General features: G+C 40.6%; 14 protein-coding genes. 9 read left to right on the top strand and 5 right to left on the bottom strand.

The annotated features are described in order from the left end of the window. The first annotated feature begins 28 nt into the window (after positions 1–28). Positions 29–823, top strand: a complete 795-nt coding sequence (locus tag Q1B03_RS19265; protein WP_299745427.1) for a hypothetical protein — start codon at positions 29–31, stop codon at positions 821–823. Positions 824–936: 113 nt separating this feature from the next. Next, positions 937–1,062, top strand: a complete 126-nt coding sequence (locus Q1B03_RS19260; protein WP_258549627.1) for a hypothetical protein — start codon at positions 937–939, stop codon at positions 1,060–1,062. A gap of 57 nt (positions 1,063–1,119) precedes the next feature. Here Q1B03_RS19260 and Q1B03_RS19255 read toward each other — a convergent pair whose 3' ends face one another. From Q1B03_RS19255 to Q1B03_RS19240, 4 genes are all read right to left on the bottom strand, one after another. Further along, the gene (locus Q1B03_RS19255) at positions 1,120–3,066 is read right to left on the bottom strand and encodes an FtsX-like permease family protein (protein ID WP_299745420.1); all 1,947 of its coding nucleotides are present in this window, start codon (positions 3,064–3,066) and stop codon (positions 1,120–1,122) included. Next, a complete protein-coding gene (locus tag Q1B03_RS19250) occupies positions 3,056–3,817 on the bottom strand; it encodes an ABC transporter ATP-binding protein (RefSeq protein WP_299745417.1) in 762 nt (253 codons plus the stop codon). The genes Q1B03_RS19255 and Q1B03_RS19250 overlap by 11 nt, the downstream gene beginning before the upstream one ends. A gap of 100 nt (positions 3,818–3,917) precedes the next feature. Continuing rightward, positions 3,918–4,922 carry a sensor histidine kinase gene (locus Q1B03_RS19245; RefSeq protein WP_299745414.1) on the bottom strand — a complete coding sequence of 335 codons (1,005 nt, stop codon included), beginning with the start codon at positions 4,920–4,922 and terminating at the stop codon, positions 3,918–3,920. Next, positions 4,919–5,608, bottom strand: coding sequence for a response regulator transcription factor (locus tag Q1B03_RS19240; RefSeq protein ID WP_299745411.1), 690 nt, complete (start codon positions 5,606–5,608; stop codon positions 4,919–4,921). The genes Q1B03_RS19245 and Q1B03_RS19240 overlap by 4 nt, the downstream gene beginning before the upstream one ends. A gap of 615 nt (positions 5,609–6,223) precedes the next feature. Between Q1B03_RS19240 and Q1B03_RS19235 the strand changes: the two genes are divergently transcribed. The 7 genes from Q1B03_RS19235 (at position 6,224) to nhaC (ending at position 18,519) form a co-directional block, all read left to right on the top strand. Next, a complete protein-coding gene (locus tag Q1B03_RS19235; protein WP_173107938.1) occupies positions 6,224–6,517 on the top strand; it encodes a WXG100 family type VII secretion target in 294 nt (97 codons plus the stop codon). Positions 6,518–6,595: 78 nt separating this feature from the next. Next, entirely contained in the window at positions 6,596–6,835 is a 240-nt protein-coding gene (locus Q1B03_RS19230) for an EsaB/YukD family protein (RefSeq protein WP_299745401.1), read from the top strand. Positions 6,836–6,849: 14 nt separating this feature from the next. After that, positions 6,850–8,151 carry a type VII secretion protein EssB gene (gene essB, locus Q1B03_RS19225; RefSeq protein ID WP_299745398.1) on the top strand — a complete coding sequence of 434 codons (1,302 nt, stop codon included), beginning with the start codon at positions 6,850–6,852 and terminating at the stop codon, positions 8,149–8,151. Positions 8,152–8,178: 27 nt separating this feature from the next. Further along, a complete protein-coding gene (gene essC / locus Q1B03_RS19220) occupies positions 8,179–12,645 on the top strand; it encodes a type VII secretion protein EssC (RefSeq protein WP_299745395.1) in 4,467 nt (1,488 codons plus the stop codon). Next, on the top strand, positions 12,642–15,638 hold the full coding sequence (esaA, locus tag Q1B03_RS19215) for a type VII secretion protein EsaA (protein WP_299745392.1): 2,997 nt from the start codon (positions 12,642–12,644) through the stop codon (positions 15,636–15,638). The genes essC and esaA overlap by 4 nt, the downstream gene beginning before the upstream one ends. Beyond that, positions 15,628–16,110, top strand: a complete 483-nt coding sequence (gene essA, locus Q1B03_RS19210) for a type VII secretion protein EssA (protein WP_299745389.1) — start codon at positions 15,628–15,630, stop codon at positions 16,108–16,110. The genes esaA and essA overlap by 11 nt, the downstream gene beginning before the upstream one ends. 987 nt (positions 16,111–17,097) lie before the next feature. Continuing rightward, positions 17,098–18,519 carry a Na+/H+ antiporter NhaC gene (nhaC, locus tag Q1B03_RS19205; protein ID WP_299745386.1) on the top strand — a complete coding sequence of 474 codons (1,422 nt, stop codon included), beginning with the start codon at positions 17,098–17,100 and terminating at the stop codon, positions 18,517–18,519. Positions 18,520–18,524: 5 nt separating this feature from the next. Here the strand turns inward: nhaC and Q1B03_RS19200 are convergent, their stop codons facing one another. Then, positions 18,525–19,790: a transcriptional regulator gene (locus Q1B03_RS19200; protein WP_299745383.1), complete on the bottom strand. Its 1,266-nt coding sequence runs from the start codon at positions 19,788–19,790 to the stop codon at positions 18,525–18,527. Between the last annotated feature and the right edge of the window lie 37 nt (positions 19,791–19,827).

Raw genomic sequence — 19,827 nt, 5'->3', positions numbered from 1 at the left:
GACATAGGTTTATAAAGGGGGACTACAATTGTCTAATTGGATAGTGACCAGCAAGGACTTATATTTACTGGTAAAGATGTTAGGCGGGAAAGTACTGATAGGAATAACAAATCCATTTCCTCATTATCAAGAGGATGAATTAGAAAAAGAATGGGAAAAGATGTTCAAAAAGCTTAATAAGATGGGGCTGGTGGATTATATCCAAGGAGAATTAAAATTCGAGGATCAATTTATCGAAGCCATGTGGGTACTGGCAAGAAGCAATTTAGTTGCAGAAATCGTAACAGATCATCAGGAACAAAGTGTTTTTTATTTTAGTGATGATCGGGTCATTGAATGCCTGAAAGAGAATGAGTTGGGCTATAAGGTGATTAATCACCCAGCCCCCGACTATACAATAAAACAAATTATTCTTCCCCGAATGCTGATGGGTATTGAAAATCGATCTGTTCGATTAAATGATCCCCTGTATATAATCCCAAGTGATTATCTACTCTACTGTGAACGTCAAACCTTAATCAACCTGAACCAGATAGCGATTAATAATAATGTAGATTCGGATAGTTTACTAGTAAAGCATTTTAATAGATCAATACAAAGAAAGATTCATACGAATCGATTAATGATGTTCTACAGAAATAAATTTGATTGGAATATTGAAGGTGTTCATGTCCTATCATCCCCCTCTTTTAATTGGACGTTAAGAATGGTGAGTAAAGACGGTATTGAGTGGTTGGAAGCTCAGCAAGCAACGGGCGAAAAATTAGTAAGGGAGATCGTTGGGGTATTGGATAGAGTAAAGGAAAATGATTTAGTAAATTAACATCCCCCCTTCTGGCGAAATGGGTCTTTCAATGAATGAACATATCAAGATGGAAGTAAAGAATAAATTTCACGTGCATGTCCATAATAACCGTGAAGACAGGAGGTGTGGACATGCCAAATCAAAACGATAACAAACTAAAAAAGATTCAATCTGAAAGCTTCAAACAAGGGAAATCCCAAGAAGAATACGCTGCGGAACTTGAAATGAATAAGATGAAAAGCCAGAAAAGGAAGTAACGTTGAACTACATAAAAGAGCCATCCCGGTATCATACCAAGGGATGGCTCTTTCCGTTTACAGCGATGCTTTTATCACTTTTTTATAATACAGGACTGATAATATGCCAAAGATCGAGTATAACACCGTATATAACCCCATCACGATGATCATCGGAGTCCAAACCTCTGCACCGAACAGGAACCACCCGGATTGAACCGCGAAGTAACTGTGCAGCAGACCGGTGAGGAGTGGGATCCCGAAGCTGAAAAGCTGCTTGGCTTGAATGCCTCTCAATAAGTCACCCTGAGTGAAGCCCAGTTTTCTTAAAATCGTATAGTTCGGTTTCTCATCTTCACTTTCGTCCATTTGCTTAAAGTACAGGATGCATCCGGATGTGATCAGGAAGGTGAGACCCAGGAACCCGACGATGAACATGATGAGTCCGATATTTTGTTTCTGTTCGGCTTTCATATCATACTGTGAGTCGTTTGCCCATCCTTCGTCGAGTTTTAACTCATGAAAGAGGTCGTTTGCTTTCAAGATATCTTTTTCTTGTTCAATCGTCACCCCGATGTAAAGGGAGGATTCTCTCTGTATTGCAGGATCTAAATCATTCTTCAAGCGTTTGAATACAGTGTCATCCACGATCACGACAGGTGAACCACCCGCTGTAAAATACCATGAAATCGGGTAGTCATCACGCATTCCCAAGTACTTGAGCTTGGTGACCTCCGTTTTTCCTTTCAGCTCCGTCATTCCTGAATCATGTAAGGGAATGACCTTTTGAAGTAAGTCGCTATAGCCTGTAAAGACCGTTTCATCTTCTTTTACTTCGACGCCTTCAACGTTTTTCTCGCTGATGACCGAGTTCGGCATGGCATCCAATGAACCGTTCAGTTCGCCAAATTCAGAGTCTGTAATGCCTTTCAGGTTGACCAACACTTCAATGACTTCGATTTCTTCCTTCTTGAATTCAATGCCATTATCCAGTAGGGCTTCTTTAAAGTGTTGGAAGTCTTGTGTATTTGTAAATGAAAAATCGGTCGGAACATTATTTTGAGCTGTTTTTTCAGCCGAATAATAGCCGATATAGCTCAGGGACAATAATGCTATAGCCAGTGCCGATACCGTCGTGATGATCGTCAGCAATAAAGCGTTCGATTTCATCCGGAACATGATGGATGAAAGGGACAGAACTTCATTGATATTCAGATATCCATCTTTCTTCTTTCGTATCATGTTAAAAATAAAGCTCACGGATCCCTTATAAAACAGGTAAGTACCGAGAATGACCGAGCCAAGGATGAAGAGCATGGCTCCAAACAGCTGAGGCATGGTCGTGAAGTCCCCGCCAAACAATTTGGAAGACACATAGTACCCCGAGGCAATCAGGATCATCCCGAGGATCCCGAGGATGATTTCAACCTTGGACATTCTTTTCACTTTAGTTTCCGTTGATGAACGGACTCTGAACAGTGATAGTATGCTTTGCCTTTTAATAAAGACAAAGTTCATCAGCATGATCAGCAGGTAGATCGCGCAGAAAACAAGGATGGTCTGGATAAGTGCCTGGGTTGAGAAGTGGAGTGTGGCAATCGCCTCGACTCCGGTTATTTTGAATAAGATCATGATGATCAATTTTGAGAAGGAGAATCCGATCAAAATGCCGAGTATCAATGACCCGAAATAAAGGATGAAGTTCTCCACGCTCAAAATGCGGAAGATTTTATTTTTTGTCATTCCTATTAATTGAAATAGGCCAATTTCTTTACTTCTTCTCTTAATGAAGAGAGTGTTGGCATATAAAAGAAAGATCGAGACGATTGCCACAAGTAGTACGGAAGCGGCACGAACAGCTGCGCCGCCTTTAATGGATCCCTTCGTTGCATCCATGGATGGATCATACTGCAGGGTGACAAAGGCAAAATAAAGCGCGACACTAAAGACCAGAGCAAATACATAAAGATAATAATTCTTGAGGTTCTTCTTCAGATTTCTGAAGATGAGCGTACTAATGTTCATTTTGCACCCCGCCAAGCACCCCTTGGGTTTTCATGATGTCCTTGAAGAAGTGCTGTCTTTGCTGCTCGCCTTTCGTTAATTGTGTATAGATCTGCCCATCCTTGATAAAGATGACCCGGCTGCAGTAGCTGGCTGCAACGGGATCATGTGTGACCATGACGATCGTGGCTTTCAGCTTTTGATTTAACTCACTCAGCTTGTTCAAAAGATCAGAGGCTGACTTTGAGTCGAGTGCACCTGTTGGCTCGTCGGCAAAAATGATGCTTGGTTCATGGATGAATGCCCGAGCTGCTGATGTACGTTGTTTTTGTCCGCCTGAAATTTCGTTCGGGTACTTATCTTTTAATTCTAGAATCCCAAGCTCCGAAGCAAGATCATTGAATTTCTGATCGGCTTCCTTTTTAGGTGTCTTGGTGATGGATAAAGGCAGAAGAATGTTCTCTTTCACTGTCAATGTGTCGAGCAGGTTGTAATCCTGAAAGATAAAGCCAAGGTGATTCTTTCGGAACTCGGCGAGCTGCTTCTCTTTCATCATCGTCATTTCATTGCTTTCAATTTTAATCGAACCTTCGCTCACTTTGTCGATGGAGGAAAGGACGTTTAAGAGAGTGGTTTTCCCCGAACCCGATGCCCCCATGATACTGACGAATTCTCCTTTTTGGATCGACAGGTCGATTCCCTTTAAGACTTCCTGTTTATTGAATTTATTGCCGTAGCTTTTATGAAGTTTTGTTGCTTCTAATATCGTCATCGTGAAAAACTCCTTTGATTTGATACTCTCATTATAAAAAGCAGGAAGATTCTTTTCCTTTTATTATCCGAACAAAACAGAAAAGCATGTGACATTATTGTCACACGCCGGTAAGATGGACGAAATCATTTTTCTTTGGAAAGGTGAGGGTTACCTTGGTTCCTTCACCCCTTTTGGACTCTACACTTATGGAAATCAGCAATTGCCCCGAGACTTTTTTGGTTAAATATAAGCCCATGCCTGTGGATGCATGATCATTGTGATCGGTCGTAGATGTAAATCCTTTGTCAAAAATCCTCGGCAAGTCCTTTGGGTCAATTCCCCTGCCAAAATCCTGAAACGTGAGCGTCGTATTATCATCCTGTTGCCCGCTTTTAATGATTATATCTTCACTTGTGCTATATTTCACAGCATTGGTCAGGAGCTGCCTGATCATAAAGGCAAGCCACTTGGCATCACTTAGCACTTCTTTTGTTTCCAATCGAATATCAAATCCAATTCCTTTCTGTATGCACCAGGATTGTAACATTTTAATTTCCTGGAAAATCACTGTTTCGAGATCGGTTTTCTCAATATAAAGATCATTTTCCATAAAAGCCATGCGCTTATGATGTAATTGTTGATCCAAAAGGAGATGGATACGCAGCCATTCGTACTTTAATGGAGCTTTTAACGGTTCGTTTCCCATTCGTTCTATCATTAAATGCATGGCAGTTAAAGGAGTTTTCACTTCATGAATCCAAGATAGGAGTTCATCTTTTTCCTGTTCAAACATCATCTTGTTCTTGGAAGCGGCATGTCTTAGGAGGTTCGCTTGTGTGTTTAGAGCATCCGAAACAATTTCTTCAAATGGAGTTTCAGGTACGCCCACCCCAGTAATATTGAGGTTGTGATCCCAATCGTTTAAACGTCTATAGAAACTCGTTTCCTTGTGATAGCGAACAATAATGAAACAAATAAAAAATAGAGTGGATAAAAAGATCATATACAGGATTGGCTGTAGTGGAATCGCTGTATCAATATAAGCGACAAAGATAAATAATAGCTGAAGAGTCAAGAAAAAAAGAATCCAGCTTTTTCTTTCCCATAAATATGTAAAAATCATACGGTTTCCTCTTCAAAAGCCATATACCCCTGGCCGACTTTGGTTTCGATAAATCCACCCAGCCCGATTTCTTCGAGGCGCTTTCGAAGACGATTCACATTGACAGTTAACGTGTTATCGCTGATAAAACGTTTATCATCCCACAAGCTGTTAATCAAGTTATCTCTGCTTACAATCTTATTCTTCTGTTCAATAAGGAGTTTCAGAATAAACATTTCATTTTTAGTCAATTCGATGGAGCCCTTCTCATTCGACACCGTGTTGCGTTCATAATCCACGGTAGCCCCGCACCACGTCTTCAAGCTGATCAGGTCGGTATTGTAGTTGTACACCCTTCGAAGAGTCGCCTGTACCTTTGCAACCAGCACATCGAAGTGAAAAGGCTTCTGTATGAAGTCATCTGCCCCAAGCTGCATGGACATCACCATATCAGTTGGATGATCCCTGGATGACAGGAACAGTATCGGCACATTCGAATGAGACCGGATCATCCGGCACCAGTGGAAGCCGTCAAACTTAGGTAATTGAATATCAATGATCACGAGATCGGGCTTAACCTCAGAGAACTCTTGCATCACTTTGTTGAAATCCGTGATTCCATGTACATCATAGGACCATTGGGTAAGCCGATCCTTGATCTCGTTAAAAAGGGTTGAATCATCTTCGATAAGTAATAATTTGAACATTTAAGTCACCACGCTATCTTACTATTTACATAAATTGTATAGGAAAAAGAGATTGTTTGCCAGAAGCCGAAAGCATGAAAGAGCCGGGAGAGAAACACAAAGTCTCCTATCAGAGGCTGGCCAAAACTTAGACATCTTGTGAAAACGGGTTAACCGTTATTATGGAACTTGTCTATATCATTTTCAAAAGCAAGAAATTGGTTTATGAAAGTAAAAATTAGGATATATAGTAAGTAATTATTACTAATAATCGTAATGTTGAATACCTCCATCACTTTTTCATAACGACTGTTGACTCATGTACGGACAAGGGTATGTGACGGAATCTGCTTCGTTCTATCGACCTAATGGAGAAGGAGTTACTTTATACCAATTGACCCAGTTCAATATATTCCTGTAGTTATATAGTTTTCTTTTTTCTGTAAAAATTGTGTTTATATAGATATTTATAATAGTATGATATTGGAAGTGTGTGAACATTTGTAAAAAACAGGAAAAATTCTCATATCTTCTAGAAAAGAGTTACATAATGTCATAGGTTTGCTTCTTATTTGGGTACTCTGATTTGATATAGATGATTACCACCAACAATTTCATTTAAGGGAGAGGAATTACATGTCAGGAATTATTCGTGTTACCCCAGCTGAATTGATTAGTATGTCTAACCGTTACACTGGCGAAAGCAGCCAGGTCGGAGAACAAATCTCACGCCTGGATAATATGATTTCAGAATTGGAAGGTATGTGGGAAGGGGAATCAAGCCGTGCGTTTGCTGAGCAATATCAAACACTGCGTCCTTCATTCCTGCAAATGCAGCAGCTGCTTGAAGACATCTCAATGCAATTGACTAGCACTGCTAAGTCTCTTGAAGATGCAGATGCTCAAATTGCCAATCAAATTCGTGGATAAGTATATCCCCATCCATTTTAAACATGAAGGAGCGCTTATCATTATGTGGCGCTCCTTCCTTATGAGGTGAACCCGGACATGTATATTGAAATCACCATTGATTTAGAGCGATATGATAATAAGTGCTTTGATCTCAGGTTATCAAACTATCATACCGTAAAAAAACTGATTGAACTTGTGTGGCAGTCACAGAAGCTTACAGCTGAACCTAGAGAAGGCTATTGGATTCGAATTGTGAATAGAAGACAAGTGATTCCTGGTCACACACGGTTGATTGATGCAGGAATTCATTCTGGAGATCGAATTGAAATTTTATAAAGGAGACCAATGGAATGACACAAAAAAGTGGATCATACCTACAAGAAAAGCTGGAAGCCGTTGTACATAGAAAAGAAAAAAGAATGACTTTGATCTTTCAAAAAGAAAAGATCAAGTTGGACGAAATAGCGGAAATTCACTTTCTGAAGAACATTAACCCGGCCATACAAAAAGAAATCACGATGGAAAATGATGAATTATGCATCGTGAATACCATACCTGACTCCTTCTCTTTTTATCCCCAATTAAAGGCGAATGAGAAGGAACGGTTGATGTCTGCCTATCAACTGGTACAAAATGTACGAAATCATACCTTGTCGCGCCTGCATCTCATTATTTGCCCGGACAATATTGTGTTTGACCAAGGATTGACTCCACACTTCATCCATTATGGTGTTAAGGAGAGCCTGCCGCCATATGAAAAAAATGCGGATCTGTTGTTAAAGCAGACAAAAGCTACGGTAGCAGCTATTGTGGATCGCCAACATACGTTTGATGATTACTTTAAATTCAGTGAGACGTTAAAATTGTCACCAATGACTAAAGATATCTTAGAAGCCGAAAGCATTGAAGATGTCGGAGAAGTGTTAAACCGCTATATTAAAGAAGCCAAAAAGTCTGATACCCTCCTCATGACTGTTAGTAAGAAAAAATGGAAGATAAACCGGTATGTACTGCTGGGAGTGTCATTACTTTTGATACCAGCACTTATTTATTCAATTTATTCTTTTTTCTTTATGTTTCCAAAGCAGGAAAGGGTAGTAGCGGCCCAAGAGAGTTTTCTCCTTAATAAATATAGTGATGTGGTAACAGAGCTTCAGCCTTATGAGATCGATGAAATCCCGAAGGTCACTCAATATCAACTTGCACTCTCCTATATCATTAACGAATCCTTAACGGAAGACCAAAAAGAGAATGTACGTAACACCGTCTCTCTTCAATCGGACCCGCTTTATTATGAGTACTGGATCAATATCGGAAGAGGAAAGGCTAAGGAAGCATTGGAAACAGCCAGGTTCTTGGAGGACCGGGATTTAATTCTGTTTGGACTTTTAAAGTACCGTGAGCAAGTCAAGGCAGACGGAGATCTTGATAGCGAGGAAAGACAGCAGGAATTAGATGACATTGAAAGTGAAATATCTGAATACGAGGAAGAAATGAAAGCATTGGAAAATGAACAGCCGTCTCAACCGGCACAAACAACGGATGATCCGCAACAATCTGAAGAGAAAAAGACACCTGAACAAAAACCGGAGGCTACTGATGGAGAGAATTCCACGTCTCCAGCTGAAGCTGATAATAAGAAAGAATCCTGACTAACAAACTAACTGGGGGGTGAGCATATGTATGCCCTATGGCTATTTCACGATCACTACTATCAGTCGATCATGATTGAAGATGAAAATAAAAAAATCACTTTAGGTCCGCGACTGGAAGATACGATCACGATTTTATCGTTGCCTCCGTCTGCCAAGTCCATTCTAGTGGAGCATTCCGGCGATGCTTTCAGGCTTTATCAAGACGGAAAAGAAGTGAGGGTTCTTGAACCAGGTCGCACAGAATCCTTTCTTGCAGGTGATAAGGAATTACAGATGATGGTTACGCCATTTTCAACAAAGTCAAAAATCTATTATATCGGTCATAAGGAAGAAATCAGTATATCTACTGAACAAACCGATGCCACCATTTATTATAAGAAAAAGGATCCCATTCAAAACTGCCATTGGTATAAAAACGGTGATGGTGCATGGGTAATGGATGCCGATGAGGCGTCGTCTCTTTATCTGAACGGACACCTGGTTACTGGAAAACATGAGCTTGAGGTTGGAGACATTTTATTTTCTCCTTTTTTAACTATTACCCTATTAGAAGACGATTTAATCGAGATACATAGTATAGATGACTATCAAACTGAATTAATGGAATCTACACGTCCTACCTCAGAAATGCAGAAGAAATACCCGAATTATCGGAGAACGCCACGAATGATTTATGACCTTCCTGATGAAAAGGTTCAATTGTCCTTTCCGAGTCAGGAATCGAGCGATACAAACCGGAGTCTGTGGTTGATCATTCTTCCCCCATTGATGATGCTAATCGTCATGGCCATAGTAGCACTCGTGATTCCACGTGGGATTTTCATTATTATCTCAATGGTGATGTTTACTACCACTTTAGTAACATCCACCGTTCAATTCTTTAAAGATAAGAGCAATAGAAAGAAATCCAAGGAACGAAGGAAGCGTATCTACACTCATTATTTAGAGAGTAAGAGAAAAGAACTTCAGGAGCTTGCCGAGAAACAGGCAGACGTTCTGCAATTCCACTTTCCTGCTTATGAAAGAATGAAGTATCTGACAGATCAGCTTTCCGATCGCCTTTGGGAAAGGACCCTTGAAAGCCCGGACTTTCTTCAGTTTAGATTAGGAAGTGGGAAAGTACCTGCAAGCTACAGTATTTCAGTGAATTCTTCCGATATGTCGAACCGTGAAATGGATGAGTTATTAGAGGAGTCCCAGAAGTTAGAGATGGTCTATCGTGAGATTGATCACTTACCTGTAACAGCTGATCTACATAAAGGGGCCATTGGGTTAATCGGTAAGGAATCCGTCTATAAAAATGAGATTCACCAGCTAATCGGGCAATTGGCTTTCTTTCATAGTTACCATGATGTCAGGTTCGTCTATATTTTTCATGAGGAAGAGTATGAGGACTGGGAGTGGATGAAGTGGTTGCCACACTTTCAATTACCTCAGTCATTTGCTAAAGGATTCATTTATAACGAGAAAACCAGGGATCAAATCCTTTCTTCCATTTACGAGGTCCTTCGGGAAAGAGATATCGAAGAGGACTCAGATAAAGTGCGTTTTTCACCACATTACGTTTTTATCATTACAAACCATCAGTTGATCTCCGACCATGTGATTCTGCAATACCTTGAAGGTGAGTATTCTCACTTGGGAATGTCCGTCATTTTCGCTGCAGAAGCGAAGGAGAGCTTGTCTGATAATATTCATACCCTCGTCCGTTATATCAATGACAAGCAAGGGGACATTCTGATTCAGAATAAAAAAGCGGTTAAGATTCCATTCGAAATGGATGAATACAAGCATGAAGGCAATGAGCAGTATGCAAGAACCTTGAAGACGCTTAATCATCAAATCGGTATGACAAACTCGATTCCTTCAAGTGTTTCCTTTCTGGATATGCTTCGAGTGAGAGATGTTGATCAGCTGCCTATTCAAGAGAACTGGCTATCCAGAGAATCGGCTAAATCGTTAGCTGTTCCCGTTGGTTTGAAAGGAAAGGAAGATATCGTCGAGCTGAATTTGCATGAAAAGGCTCATGGACCCCATGGACTACTTGCCGGAACAACCGGTTCAGGGAAGAGCGAGTTTTTACAAACGTATATTCTTTCTTTAGCGGTTCATTTCCATCCTCACGAAGTAGCCTTCTTATTAATTGACTACAAGGGTGGAGGAATGGCTCAGCCATTTAAGAGTATCCCACATTTATTAGGAACGATAACGAATATTGAAGGAAGTAAGAATTTCAGTACGAGAGCCCTTGCTTCCATCAAGAGTGAGTTGAAGCGCAGGCAGCGCCTATTCGATCGTTACGAAGTGAATCATATCAACGACTACACACGCCTTTACAAGCAAGGAAAAACGGAAGAGCCTCTTCCTCATTTATTCTTAATATCAGATGAGTTTGCTGAACTTAAGAGTGAAGAGCCAGAATTCATTAAAGAACTTGTAAGTGCGGCCCGTATCGGTCGAAGCCTGGGAGTTCATCTTATCCTGGCAACTCAGAAGCCTGGAGGAGTCATTGATAATCAGATATGGAGTAATGCCCGTTTCCGTGTCGCCCTGAAAGTTCAGAATACGGAGGACAGTCGTGAAATCCTTAAGAATGGGGATGCAGCCTCGTTGACTGTAACAGGAAGAGGATATTTACAGGTGGGAAATAATGAGGTGTATGACCTGTTTCAATCAGCCTGGAGTGGAGCTCCTTATCAGGAGGAATCCTTTGAATCAGAGGATGAAGTGGCGATTGTGACGGATCTGGGGTTGATTCCTTTATCGGAAGTATCGACTAATCCAAGCAATCAGAAGGAATTGATCAGTGAAATTGACGCTGTTGTCGATCGAATTGAAGAGTTACAGAAACAAATGAATGTGATAAAGCTTTCCAGTCCATGGCTCCCTCCTCTGGCTAATCGTTTGTACCGTACATCATTTGCCCAGAGAGAGGAGAATAAGATCTTACTTTCTATGATTGATGAACCTGAGAAACAGAGTCAGACTCCGTACCATTATGAGGTGGTTGAGGACGGGAATGTCGGTGTCTTTGGTTCTTCGGGATATGGGAAGACCCAAACGCTTATTACCTTATTGATGGGGATGGCCACTCAGTTTACACCTGAGGAAGTTCATTATTATCTTCTCGACTTTGGAAACGGTGGCTTACTGCCTTTAAAGCAGCTTCCACATACTGCAGACTACTTCCTGATAGACGAAGAAAGGAAAATCGAGAAATTCATTTCCATATTGGATGATGAATTAGCTCGCAGAAAACAACTTTTCCAAAAGAAAGAAGTAAGTTCAATAAAGATGTATAACACCATCAGTGAAGAAAAGCTGCCTCTCCTTTTTGTAACCATCGACAATTTTGATCTGGTTAAGGAAGAGATGCAAGAACTTGAAGCGCAAATTAATCAGTTTGCAAGGGACGGACAGTCATTGGGAGTGTACATGTACTTTACAGCGACCCGCGTTAATTCTGTCCGACAATCTTTAATGAATAACCTTAAAACCAAAATCGTCCACTATTTGATGGATAGCTCAGAGGCATACACGATGCTTGGACGATTGCCTTTTACCCCGGAAGCCATTCCAGGCAGAGCGATTGTTAAGAAGGATACAGCTTTCTTTTCTCAAGTATTCCTTCCAACCGAAGGGAAGGACGATTATGAGCAGTTGAACCTTCTAAAAGAAGAAATTCATTTATTGAAGGAAAAGTATAAGGGATCAATGTCACCAGATCCAGTGCCTATGCTGCCGACAGAGTTGACGATGGTCAACTTTACCCAGTATACCGATTCAGGAAGAAAAGAAGGACTGCTACCGGTTGGCTTAGATGAAGAACTAGTTAAGCCCGTGTATGTAAACTTCAAGAAGACAAAGCATTGTCTGGTATTGGGACAGGCCCAAAAAGGAAAAACGAACGTACTGAAGGTTTTAGCCAATACAGCGTTATTGCAGGATAGTGAACATATAGCGATATTCGATTCCATCGACAGGGGATTATCCCACTTGATGAAAGAAGAAAATGTGGTCTATATGGAAAACAAAGAACATATCACAATGTGGCTTACCCGTGTAGAAGAATTATTTAGTTTAAGAGAAGAGCAATATAACCTGTCCATACAAAAGGGAAGTTCACTTCCATCCTTCTCGCCTGTCTTCCTCATGGTTGATGGATATGGAAGGTTCCTGCAGAATCTGGATGCATTGCTTCAAGACAGAATCGTTAAAAGTATGAAAAATTATAGCCATTTAGGCTTCTGCATGATTGTTTCCGGAAATAACAGCGAATTAACTAAGGGATATGATGCTTTAACAGTTGAGATGAAACAGATTCGACAAGCTCTAGTGTTAATGAAGAAATCCGAACAAACCTTGTTCACGCTCAGCTACGATCGAAGAGAAGCCGAAATCCAACCAGGGTTTGGTTATTATGTAGAAAACGGTAAAGAAACAAAAATTCAAATACCACTTATGGTAACGGAAAGGAAAGTACACGCATGACAGAGAAAGTAAGCCTATTTAAACTTTTATTAGCCGTCATGATGATTCTTGCCACTCCCCTTCTTTTCTTCCGTTCAGTTGGTGAAAATCCTCTGAAGGTGAAAGAAAACGCTACTCAGGCCATTGCCATTGTAAATGAAGACGCAGGAACAAAAGTGGATGGAGAGCCTTTGGCATTTGGGGGAGACGTGACGTCGATACTTGAAGATCAATCGACATTTGAGTGGACGGTCGTAGGAAGAAGTGCAGGAGAAAACGGTCTTCAGAGTTCTAAATATGATGCCGTTGTGTATATTCCTTCCGACTTCTCTGATAAAGTCATGACGTATGATGAAGAAAGACCGGAAAAAACAAATCTGAATTATAAAGTCCAATCGCAACTAAATGCTGTAAACAAGGAAAAGGTTCTATTGGAAATTGAAAAGGCTACAAAAAGGGTCAATCATAAGATGTCCTCTCTTTATTGGAATTACGTCTCTGCAGACATGGAAAATATCCGTGCTGAATTCGATGAAATTTTACAGAAAGAGCAGGCTTTCCAGGAAACGATGTTAGCGTTCTACAAACCCAGCTCAAAAGATCTGGCCGGACAAATTCAACAACAGACATCGATGCTATCGAATCTGCAAAACTCGATTCAGCAGGCAGATAGCCGGGCACCGCAGCAGCAAAATACGCTGGAATCCTTTGAACAAAGTCTTTCCAGTTTTGTTGAATATGTCAATCAATATAGAGAATATCAGGATAATCAAAAGCAATTACTTGCCGATATCCAAGCTCAATCCGTTCAGATGATCAATGAATCAACTGAAAATCAGCAGCCGCGCTATTTAAAATCCAAATCACTATTCTCGGAAGAAAGTGATGCCTTAACGGCAGGATTGACTCAGTTGAATAGCAATATGGATACAAATCAACAGGTATTTACTGATTTACAGCAGCGCAGGTTTGAAGAAGTGGGGAGACAAGTAGAAGACTTCTATTCCTTTCAGGAGAGAGTGTTGAATTTCTATCAGCAATTACAAGACACTACGACGTTAAATAACCTGCAAGGAAGTATTTTTGAACTTAACAATAAGCTGGCTGAAGGAGACGGGGAGATCTTCAATCCACCTGCTCCTCCTGAAATTCCTGGGCCGCAAAAAGACGGAGAGGAACCTGACCCTCAACAGGTCGTCATTTCTTCTCAGGAAGGTGAGCACGAACCGGGGGGGCCAAACGACCCACCACCTGCTCCTCCGAATTTAAATCCGGAAATAAATGAACTGACTGCCATTTCAACAGAAATCGATGCGTTGAAAGAAACACTCACTAATTTAACAGAACCAACACCTGAAGCTATAACGGAAGCTGTGACGAATATTCAAACAATCAATGATCGTATCCTACAGGTTCGAACGCAGCTGCAAGGAAAAAATAATAGCTCAGAAAACCCTCTTCAGGCTGAAGTGGATAGACTATTGGGAGAAGTATCAAGACTTCTTGAAGATAATCAGACATTGATTGATAAAATCGATGAATTGACCAAGCAGGTTGAAACCCTTACAACTGAAAATCAAGAACTTAAAGATCAGATAACGACATTGACTGAGACGAATGAAGCTTTGATAAACCAATTGGAGATGTTCTCAGACAATATTGCGAATATCGTTGCCGAAATCGAGGATAAAGAAAGTTCCATCCTGAACTCAGCCGCTTTATCTGAAAATAGAAGAAACACCTTATATGGCTATTTTTCTCGCGGGATTAATAACTATAAGCTGATGGATCTTCTACAATATTACTCTTACCTGGATCGGTATGAAGCGACTCTTAACGGTATGTTAACGGAGAATGGAGTGAAAGCGGCCGTACTTCAGGATGAAGAGCTGAAAAATGAGGTAAATGAGATTCTGAAAGTAAGTCAGACTGAACAAGCGGAGTGGGAACAATTAAATACAGGGTTGCCGAATACAGAGGACGCTCTCAACACACTTCAAGACTCATTTACCGTCTTTGCGGCAGAATACAATCAAACCCTTGATGACCAGCAATCACAGCTTACAGAGAGCCTGAATGCGATTAATCAAGAAGCAACAAACGTATTGAATCGAATCCAACAGCCGGAGCAAACGGCTCCAATGCCTGTATCAGGGGCAGCTGGCCCTGATTTAGTGGGGAACCAGAAACAAATTGGAAGTGAAATCAAGTCTATCCATTCCTTCCTGGATACAGTGAGTGAAAGCCAAAATACAATCGTATCCTATACCAACGAGCTTCAATCGAATGTTTCCAATGTTCAAAGTGATGCGGATACACTGAATAATAAGTGGGCAACAAATGTAGCTTCCACTCAATTAATCCGTGATGATGTGTTTAGTGTACTGGGGAATGCGTTCGTTGACGGACAATCCAATGGATATGTGTATGATTTCTTGACGAACCCCCTTAATGTAAATGGAGATGTTCCGGAAGAGAAGAAAGCAAGTGCTCTGCCTCCGGTCGTTATTTTGTTTATTATCTTGTTATCCAGCTTGCTTATCGGATACACAAGTTATTACTTCCAAAATGCTCCTCTCTGGATTCAAGGAGTGATTTTCCTTCTACTGAATTTAATTGTAGGGTTTGTCATTAGTCTGTATGGATTAGATATCTATCCATTGGTGGAATCCCGTTCAGTCGAGTGGACGATCTTTACCATTCTCCTTCTACTAGCGGGTTCAGGACTAATCCGGGTTGCTTTTGTCACACATCGTTTGTTAGGATGGTTTGTTTCGGTAGGAATCATCGCCCTGTTTGTTACACCGTTACTTGCATTAACTACGCCTAATTTTAATTTCAAGGATCCTATGTCCACCGTTTATATGTCGATTCAATATGGGTCAGACTCATTATTCAATCAAGCGGTCATTGTATTAGGCTTAGTCGTTATTGCATTAACTGTTGCTCAGGTTTTATTGGATAAACGCTCTAATCGAATCAAAGATGAGGGAACGGAAGCGTATGAGGGGTAAAGTACTTGTTCAACTGACTCTGGTTGTCAGCATGATCATGATGTTTTCACATCCTATACTTGCGAATACTGACATAAATGACTTAATCCCGAACGACTATCAGAAAAATAAATTCAAAAAGAATAGTGACCTCATCCATGATCAATCATCAACAAATCAAAAGATACAAATTCCTGAAGAACAGAAAAGCCTGACGTTTGAAGGGAATTCAAATAACGGATTAAATGAATTGAAAGAAAAGATATTTCAAAGTGAAGAAAAAGATACAAATACGATAAAAGCTAAAGCCGAAAACCTGAAACTGTTTAGTCAATCCGGATCAGCAAAGTTAGGGAGCCTCGAAGAAGGAAGTTCATCATCTTCTTCCCTCTCTCTTTTGATTGTTGTATTTGTAGGCATTTGTGTGTTCCTACTCATCGTTGTTATTGTCATTTGGAATAGAACGGCTCAGGGTAAACAAAGTTTGAGGTAAGAAAAAGAAGAGGGTCCGTTTGAAACGGGACCCTCTTCTACTATATGTTAACCTTCATATAAGTATAATAAGGTGATTGTGAACTATATCACTTCGAGAACGCTCAGAAGCTATGTGTTACGTCAAAACAGGCATGGCTAAGGGTAATGTGGTCGGGCAAGTAAAGAAGCTCAAATAAAGCAATCTGGCGAAAGGTTTCTACATAAATACTTTATCTCTAGTAAACGTATGCCTAATCTCACTATACTGTACAATAAGATTACTAGAAAACCTTGGCACAAGGGTGTGTCGGGGTTTTCTTTTTTGTTCGCTCTTTTCGCAAAGATTGTTGCTTTTTAACATAAGCACTGTTAAGGCTCTGTCAATTAGTGAGTGCTGGATGGTGAGGGGAACTGCTCCGCTTGCAGCTAGCGTTCGGCCGAGCCTCCTCAGCTTAGCCGAACGGGGTCTCGGCACGCCCGTACTTCCGCAGGAGTCTGCGCAGTTTCCCTCACCATCTTTTACGGGTTTTTTGTGACAGAGCTTCAAGTTGTGCTAGAAAACAAAATTACTTGAAAGATACTTCCTTAAGACAAACAATCTCTCCTTAACTTAAATGAGATTATTTGCTAGAAAGCTACTTTTAATTGTTTTTGATTAAGGATACATGCTCAGAAAGTTGATTGGAGCGGAAGGATGATCGACTCCTGCGGGAATAGCTGGACAGGTGAGACCCCGGAGGCTCACCGACAGCCCCGCGGAAAGCGAGCATCCTGGAGTGGAAATCAACTAGTACTTTCTCTTCTACATTCTTCTACAATAGCAACAAACTTTACGAAAAGAGCCTTTTTGTTCAATCCTCAAGGAAAATTCAATACCAGGGTTGTAAGCGGTAACAAAAATTAAATTGACTCACTTTGTTTCTCCGTATATCATTATTTTAATAGCGTCTATTTAACGACTATTTAGAACTGTCAAAAAAATAAAAGGGGTATAGGGGGAACAAACATGAAAAAAGAAATGCCGTTTTGGATGGCCATTATCCCGCTCAGTGTCATGATCGTGGTCATGTTCGTCACGATTGTCGTTCTTGAGCAGGGTCCGCATATTCCATTAATCATTGGAACAACGGTAGCAGCCATAGTAGCCTGGCGGGCAGGTTATACGTGGAATGAAATTGAAGATTCTATGTATAAAGGAATACGCCTTGCCCTGCCGGCAGTAGTCATCATCATGCTTGTTGGACTGACTATTGGTGCCTGGATCGGTGGAGGGATCGTGGCTACGATGATTTATTATGGTTTGAAAATCATTACACCATCCCTCTTCTTAGTTTCCATCACGGTTATATGCGCTGTTGTCGCACTGGCGATTGGCAGCTCATGGTCAACAATGGGGACAATTGGAGTTGCAGGTATGGGAATCGGTATAAGTATGGGAATTCCAGCACCTATGATTGCCGGAGCGATCATTTCCGGCGCCTATTTTGGGGACAAGATGTCACCGCTTTCTGATACCACGAACCTTGCTTCTGGATTAACGAATACAAATTTATTTGTACATATTCGTCATATGCTCTATACAACGGTTCCGGGATTACTCATTGCCCTTATTGTTTATGCCATTCTGGGAAGAAATTTCGGTTCAAATAAAATTGATACAAACGATATTGAACAAACAATCAACGTGCTTCAGGATAGCTTTGTGATTTCACCGTTTTTGTTATTGATTCCATTAATGGTCATTATTCTAGTGGCTAAAAAGGTACCTGCCATTCCAGCTCTGGTAGTGGGGATTCTACTTGGACTTTTATCCCAGGTATTCATCCAAAGTGGATCATTTTCTGATGCATTTGCTGCCTTACAAAGCGGCTTCGTCATTGATTCAGGTAATTCAATGGTGGACGATCTTTTTAATCGGGGTGGACTGGATTCAATGATGTATACGGTTTCCATGACCATTGTAGCGATGACCTTTGGAGGGATATTGGAGCATACAGGAATGCTGCAATCCATTGTGAACCAGATTTTAAAGGTGGCCAAATCAGCGAAAGGATTGGTGGCATCCACCGTTGTTTCTTGTTTTGCAACAAATGCCACCTGTTCAGAACAGTATATTTCCATTGTTGTTCCTTCAAGAATGTATGCTAAAGCATATGAGGAAAAGGGTTTGCACTCGAAGAATTTATCCAGGGCACTTGAAGATGGAGGAACCTTAACCTCTGTCTTTATACCATGGAATACATGTGGAGTGTTTATATTTGGTACATTAGGCGTTCATGCCTTTGAATATGCCCCTTATGCCGTGTTGAACTTTGTAGTGCCTTTACTATCCATTGCATACGCGCTAACCGGTTTTACGATTACAAAACTTTCGAAATCTGAATTAGTGAACACCAAAGATGAAGATGAAATGACCTTAAACTCGTAAGTATTTTAAAAGGGGAGATGAAGTTCGTAAATGGAACGGGGACGACCTTGTTGATAGGTCATCTCTTCTCCAACTATCCTGATCGAACCGTGATCTACCAGTTTTTTGATTATACGTTCAGTTGAGCGACGGGTAATTTGAAGATAATCAGTTAACTCGGCAGCTGTAAACTGTGAGGATGAACGCTTTCTGCTGAATTCTATCAATTTAGACAGATTTCCCGGACTGATTTTAATTTCCTTGGCAATATCAAAGAGTTTTGGATGATTATTCTTGAGACGCTGCAATTTAGCCTCTTTAGGATAAGGACCAAGAAGGTTTTTATCATCTGTTAAAATATATCCACACTTACCCAAGGGGTCATTCTGAGCAAAACGCAGGGCAATTCCAGCGTTTTGCTCTGCTTCTATTGCCGTTGTACCATAGCCGAATCCAATTTTCATTCGACCATTCCACCTGGATATCAATTCCTCGAAAGTGTGATGAGAGACTAGTGACTCTATATGGCCCACAGTGCTATGAAGTAAATAAGTATGTTCATCAATTGATTGTCCGGAACCTTGAATATCATGGGTGAATGATTGTAACCATTGGTTAAATTCCTGATGTGATTGATCATGGGATAGATAGATAGCTGAAATCGTGGAAGCTTTTCTTTTGTTTAGTAGAGCGATAGATTTTACCTTCTGAAAGCCATTTAACAAAGACCTGATAGGGTCTACCATTCTTTCTGTTGGAACTCCAAGTTCTTTCAGGCGGTCATATACGGCGTGGATGCTTGTTAACGCCACATCAGTGTTTCCCAACTGGTGAAGTGAGTAGTGGTATTGAACAATGGAGGTTAAATCCAGCTGATAAGGAAGCCGTTCTTTATATTCCAAAACATGAGCAGCAGGAATGGAAATTCCTATATCCATCGATACATGTTTGGTGTATAAAGCTTCCATCAAATCAATCGATATACGGTCAATCGGAATTTTTTTGTGATAGGTTATAGACAATAATGAAGAAGCGACGGCCATTTCATTCTGTTCCAGGAATAAGGAAGGAACAGATAATTGATCGCATATCTCTTTTGAATAATAATAGGGCAAGGCACCTGAGAAAAAAATGGCATCACAAGGCTTTAAGTGTTGGATCAATTCTTTGGATTGATAGGGATCTTGATAAGTGTAGGGGTCTATTTCGATGTCAGTCATGTGAGGTTCTATGGAGTGTAAATCCTGGATAAAGTCTTGAGACCCGATAACAGCAATTTTTATCTTTTCCATGCTTCCACCTACTTTCGGTTTAATTAGCGACTATATA

The organism is uncultured Rossellomorea sp., from assembly GCF_947488365.1.
Taxonomy (GTDB): Bacteria; Bacillota; Bacilli; order Bacillales; family Bacillaceae_B; genus Rossellomorea.
The sequence above is the reverse complement of the archived record's forward strand: the minus strand, read 5'-3'. Positions and strand labels throughout refer to the sequence as shown.

Excerpts from the sequence above, each read along its gene's own strand:
- essC (WP_299745395.1), top strand. The coding sequence starts at position 8,179 with ATGTATGCCCTATGGCTATTTCACGATCACTACTATCAGTCGATCATG.
- Q1B03_RS19235 (WP_173107938.1), top strand. The coding sequence starts at position 6,224 with ATGTCAGGAATTATTCGTGTTACCCCAGCTGAATTGATTAGTATGTCT.
- Q1B03_RS19260 (WP_258549627.1), top strand. The coding sequence starts at position 937 with ATGCCAAATCAAAACGATAACAAACTAAAAAAGATTCAATCTGAAAGC.
- Q1B03_RS19250 (WP_299745417.1), bottom strand. The coding sequence starts at position 3,817 with ATGACGATATTAGAAGCAACAAAACTTCATAAAAGCTACGGCAATAAA.
- Q1B03_RS19200 (WP_299745383.1), bottom strand. The coding sequence starts at position 19,790 with ATGGAAAAGATAAAAATTGCTGTTATCGGGTCTCAAGACTTTATCCAG.
- nhaC (WP_299745386.1), top strand. The coding sequence starts at position 17,098 with ATGAAAAAAGAAATGCCGTTTTGGATGGCCATTATCCCGCTCAGTGTC.
- Q1B03_RS19245 (WP_299745414.1), bottom strand. The coding sequence starts at position 4,922 with ATGATTTTTACATATTTATGGGAAAGAAAAAGCTGGATTCTTTTTTTC.
- esaA (WP_299745392.1), top strand. The coding sequence starts at position 12,642 with ATGACAGAGAAAGTAAGCCTATTTAAACTTTTATTAGCCGTCATGATG.
- essA (WP_299745389.1), top strand. The coding sequence starts at position 15,628 with ATGAGGGGTAAAGTACTTGTTCAACTGACTCTGGTTGTCAGCATGATC.
- Q1B03_RS19255 (WP_299745420.1), bottom strand. The coding sequence starts at position 3,066 with ATGAACATTAGTACGCTCATCTTCAGAAATCTGAAGAAGAACCTCAAG.
- Q1B03_RS19240 (WP_299745411.1), bottom strand. The coding sequence starts at position 5,608 with ATGTTCAAATTATTACTTATCGAAGATGATTCAACCCTTTTTAACGAG.
- Q1B03_RS19230 (WP_299745401.1), top strand. The coding sequence starts at position 6,596 with ATGTATATTGAAATCACCATTGATTTAGAGCGATATGATAATAAGTGC.
- essB (WP_299745398.1), top strand. The coding sequence starts at position 6,850 with ATGACACAAAAAAGTGGATCATACCTACAAGAAAAGCTGGAAGCCGTT.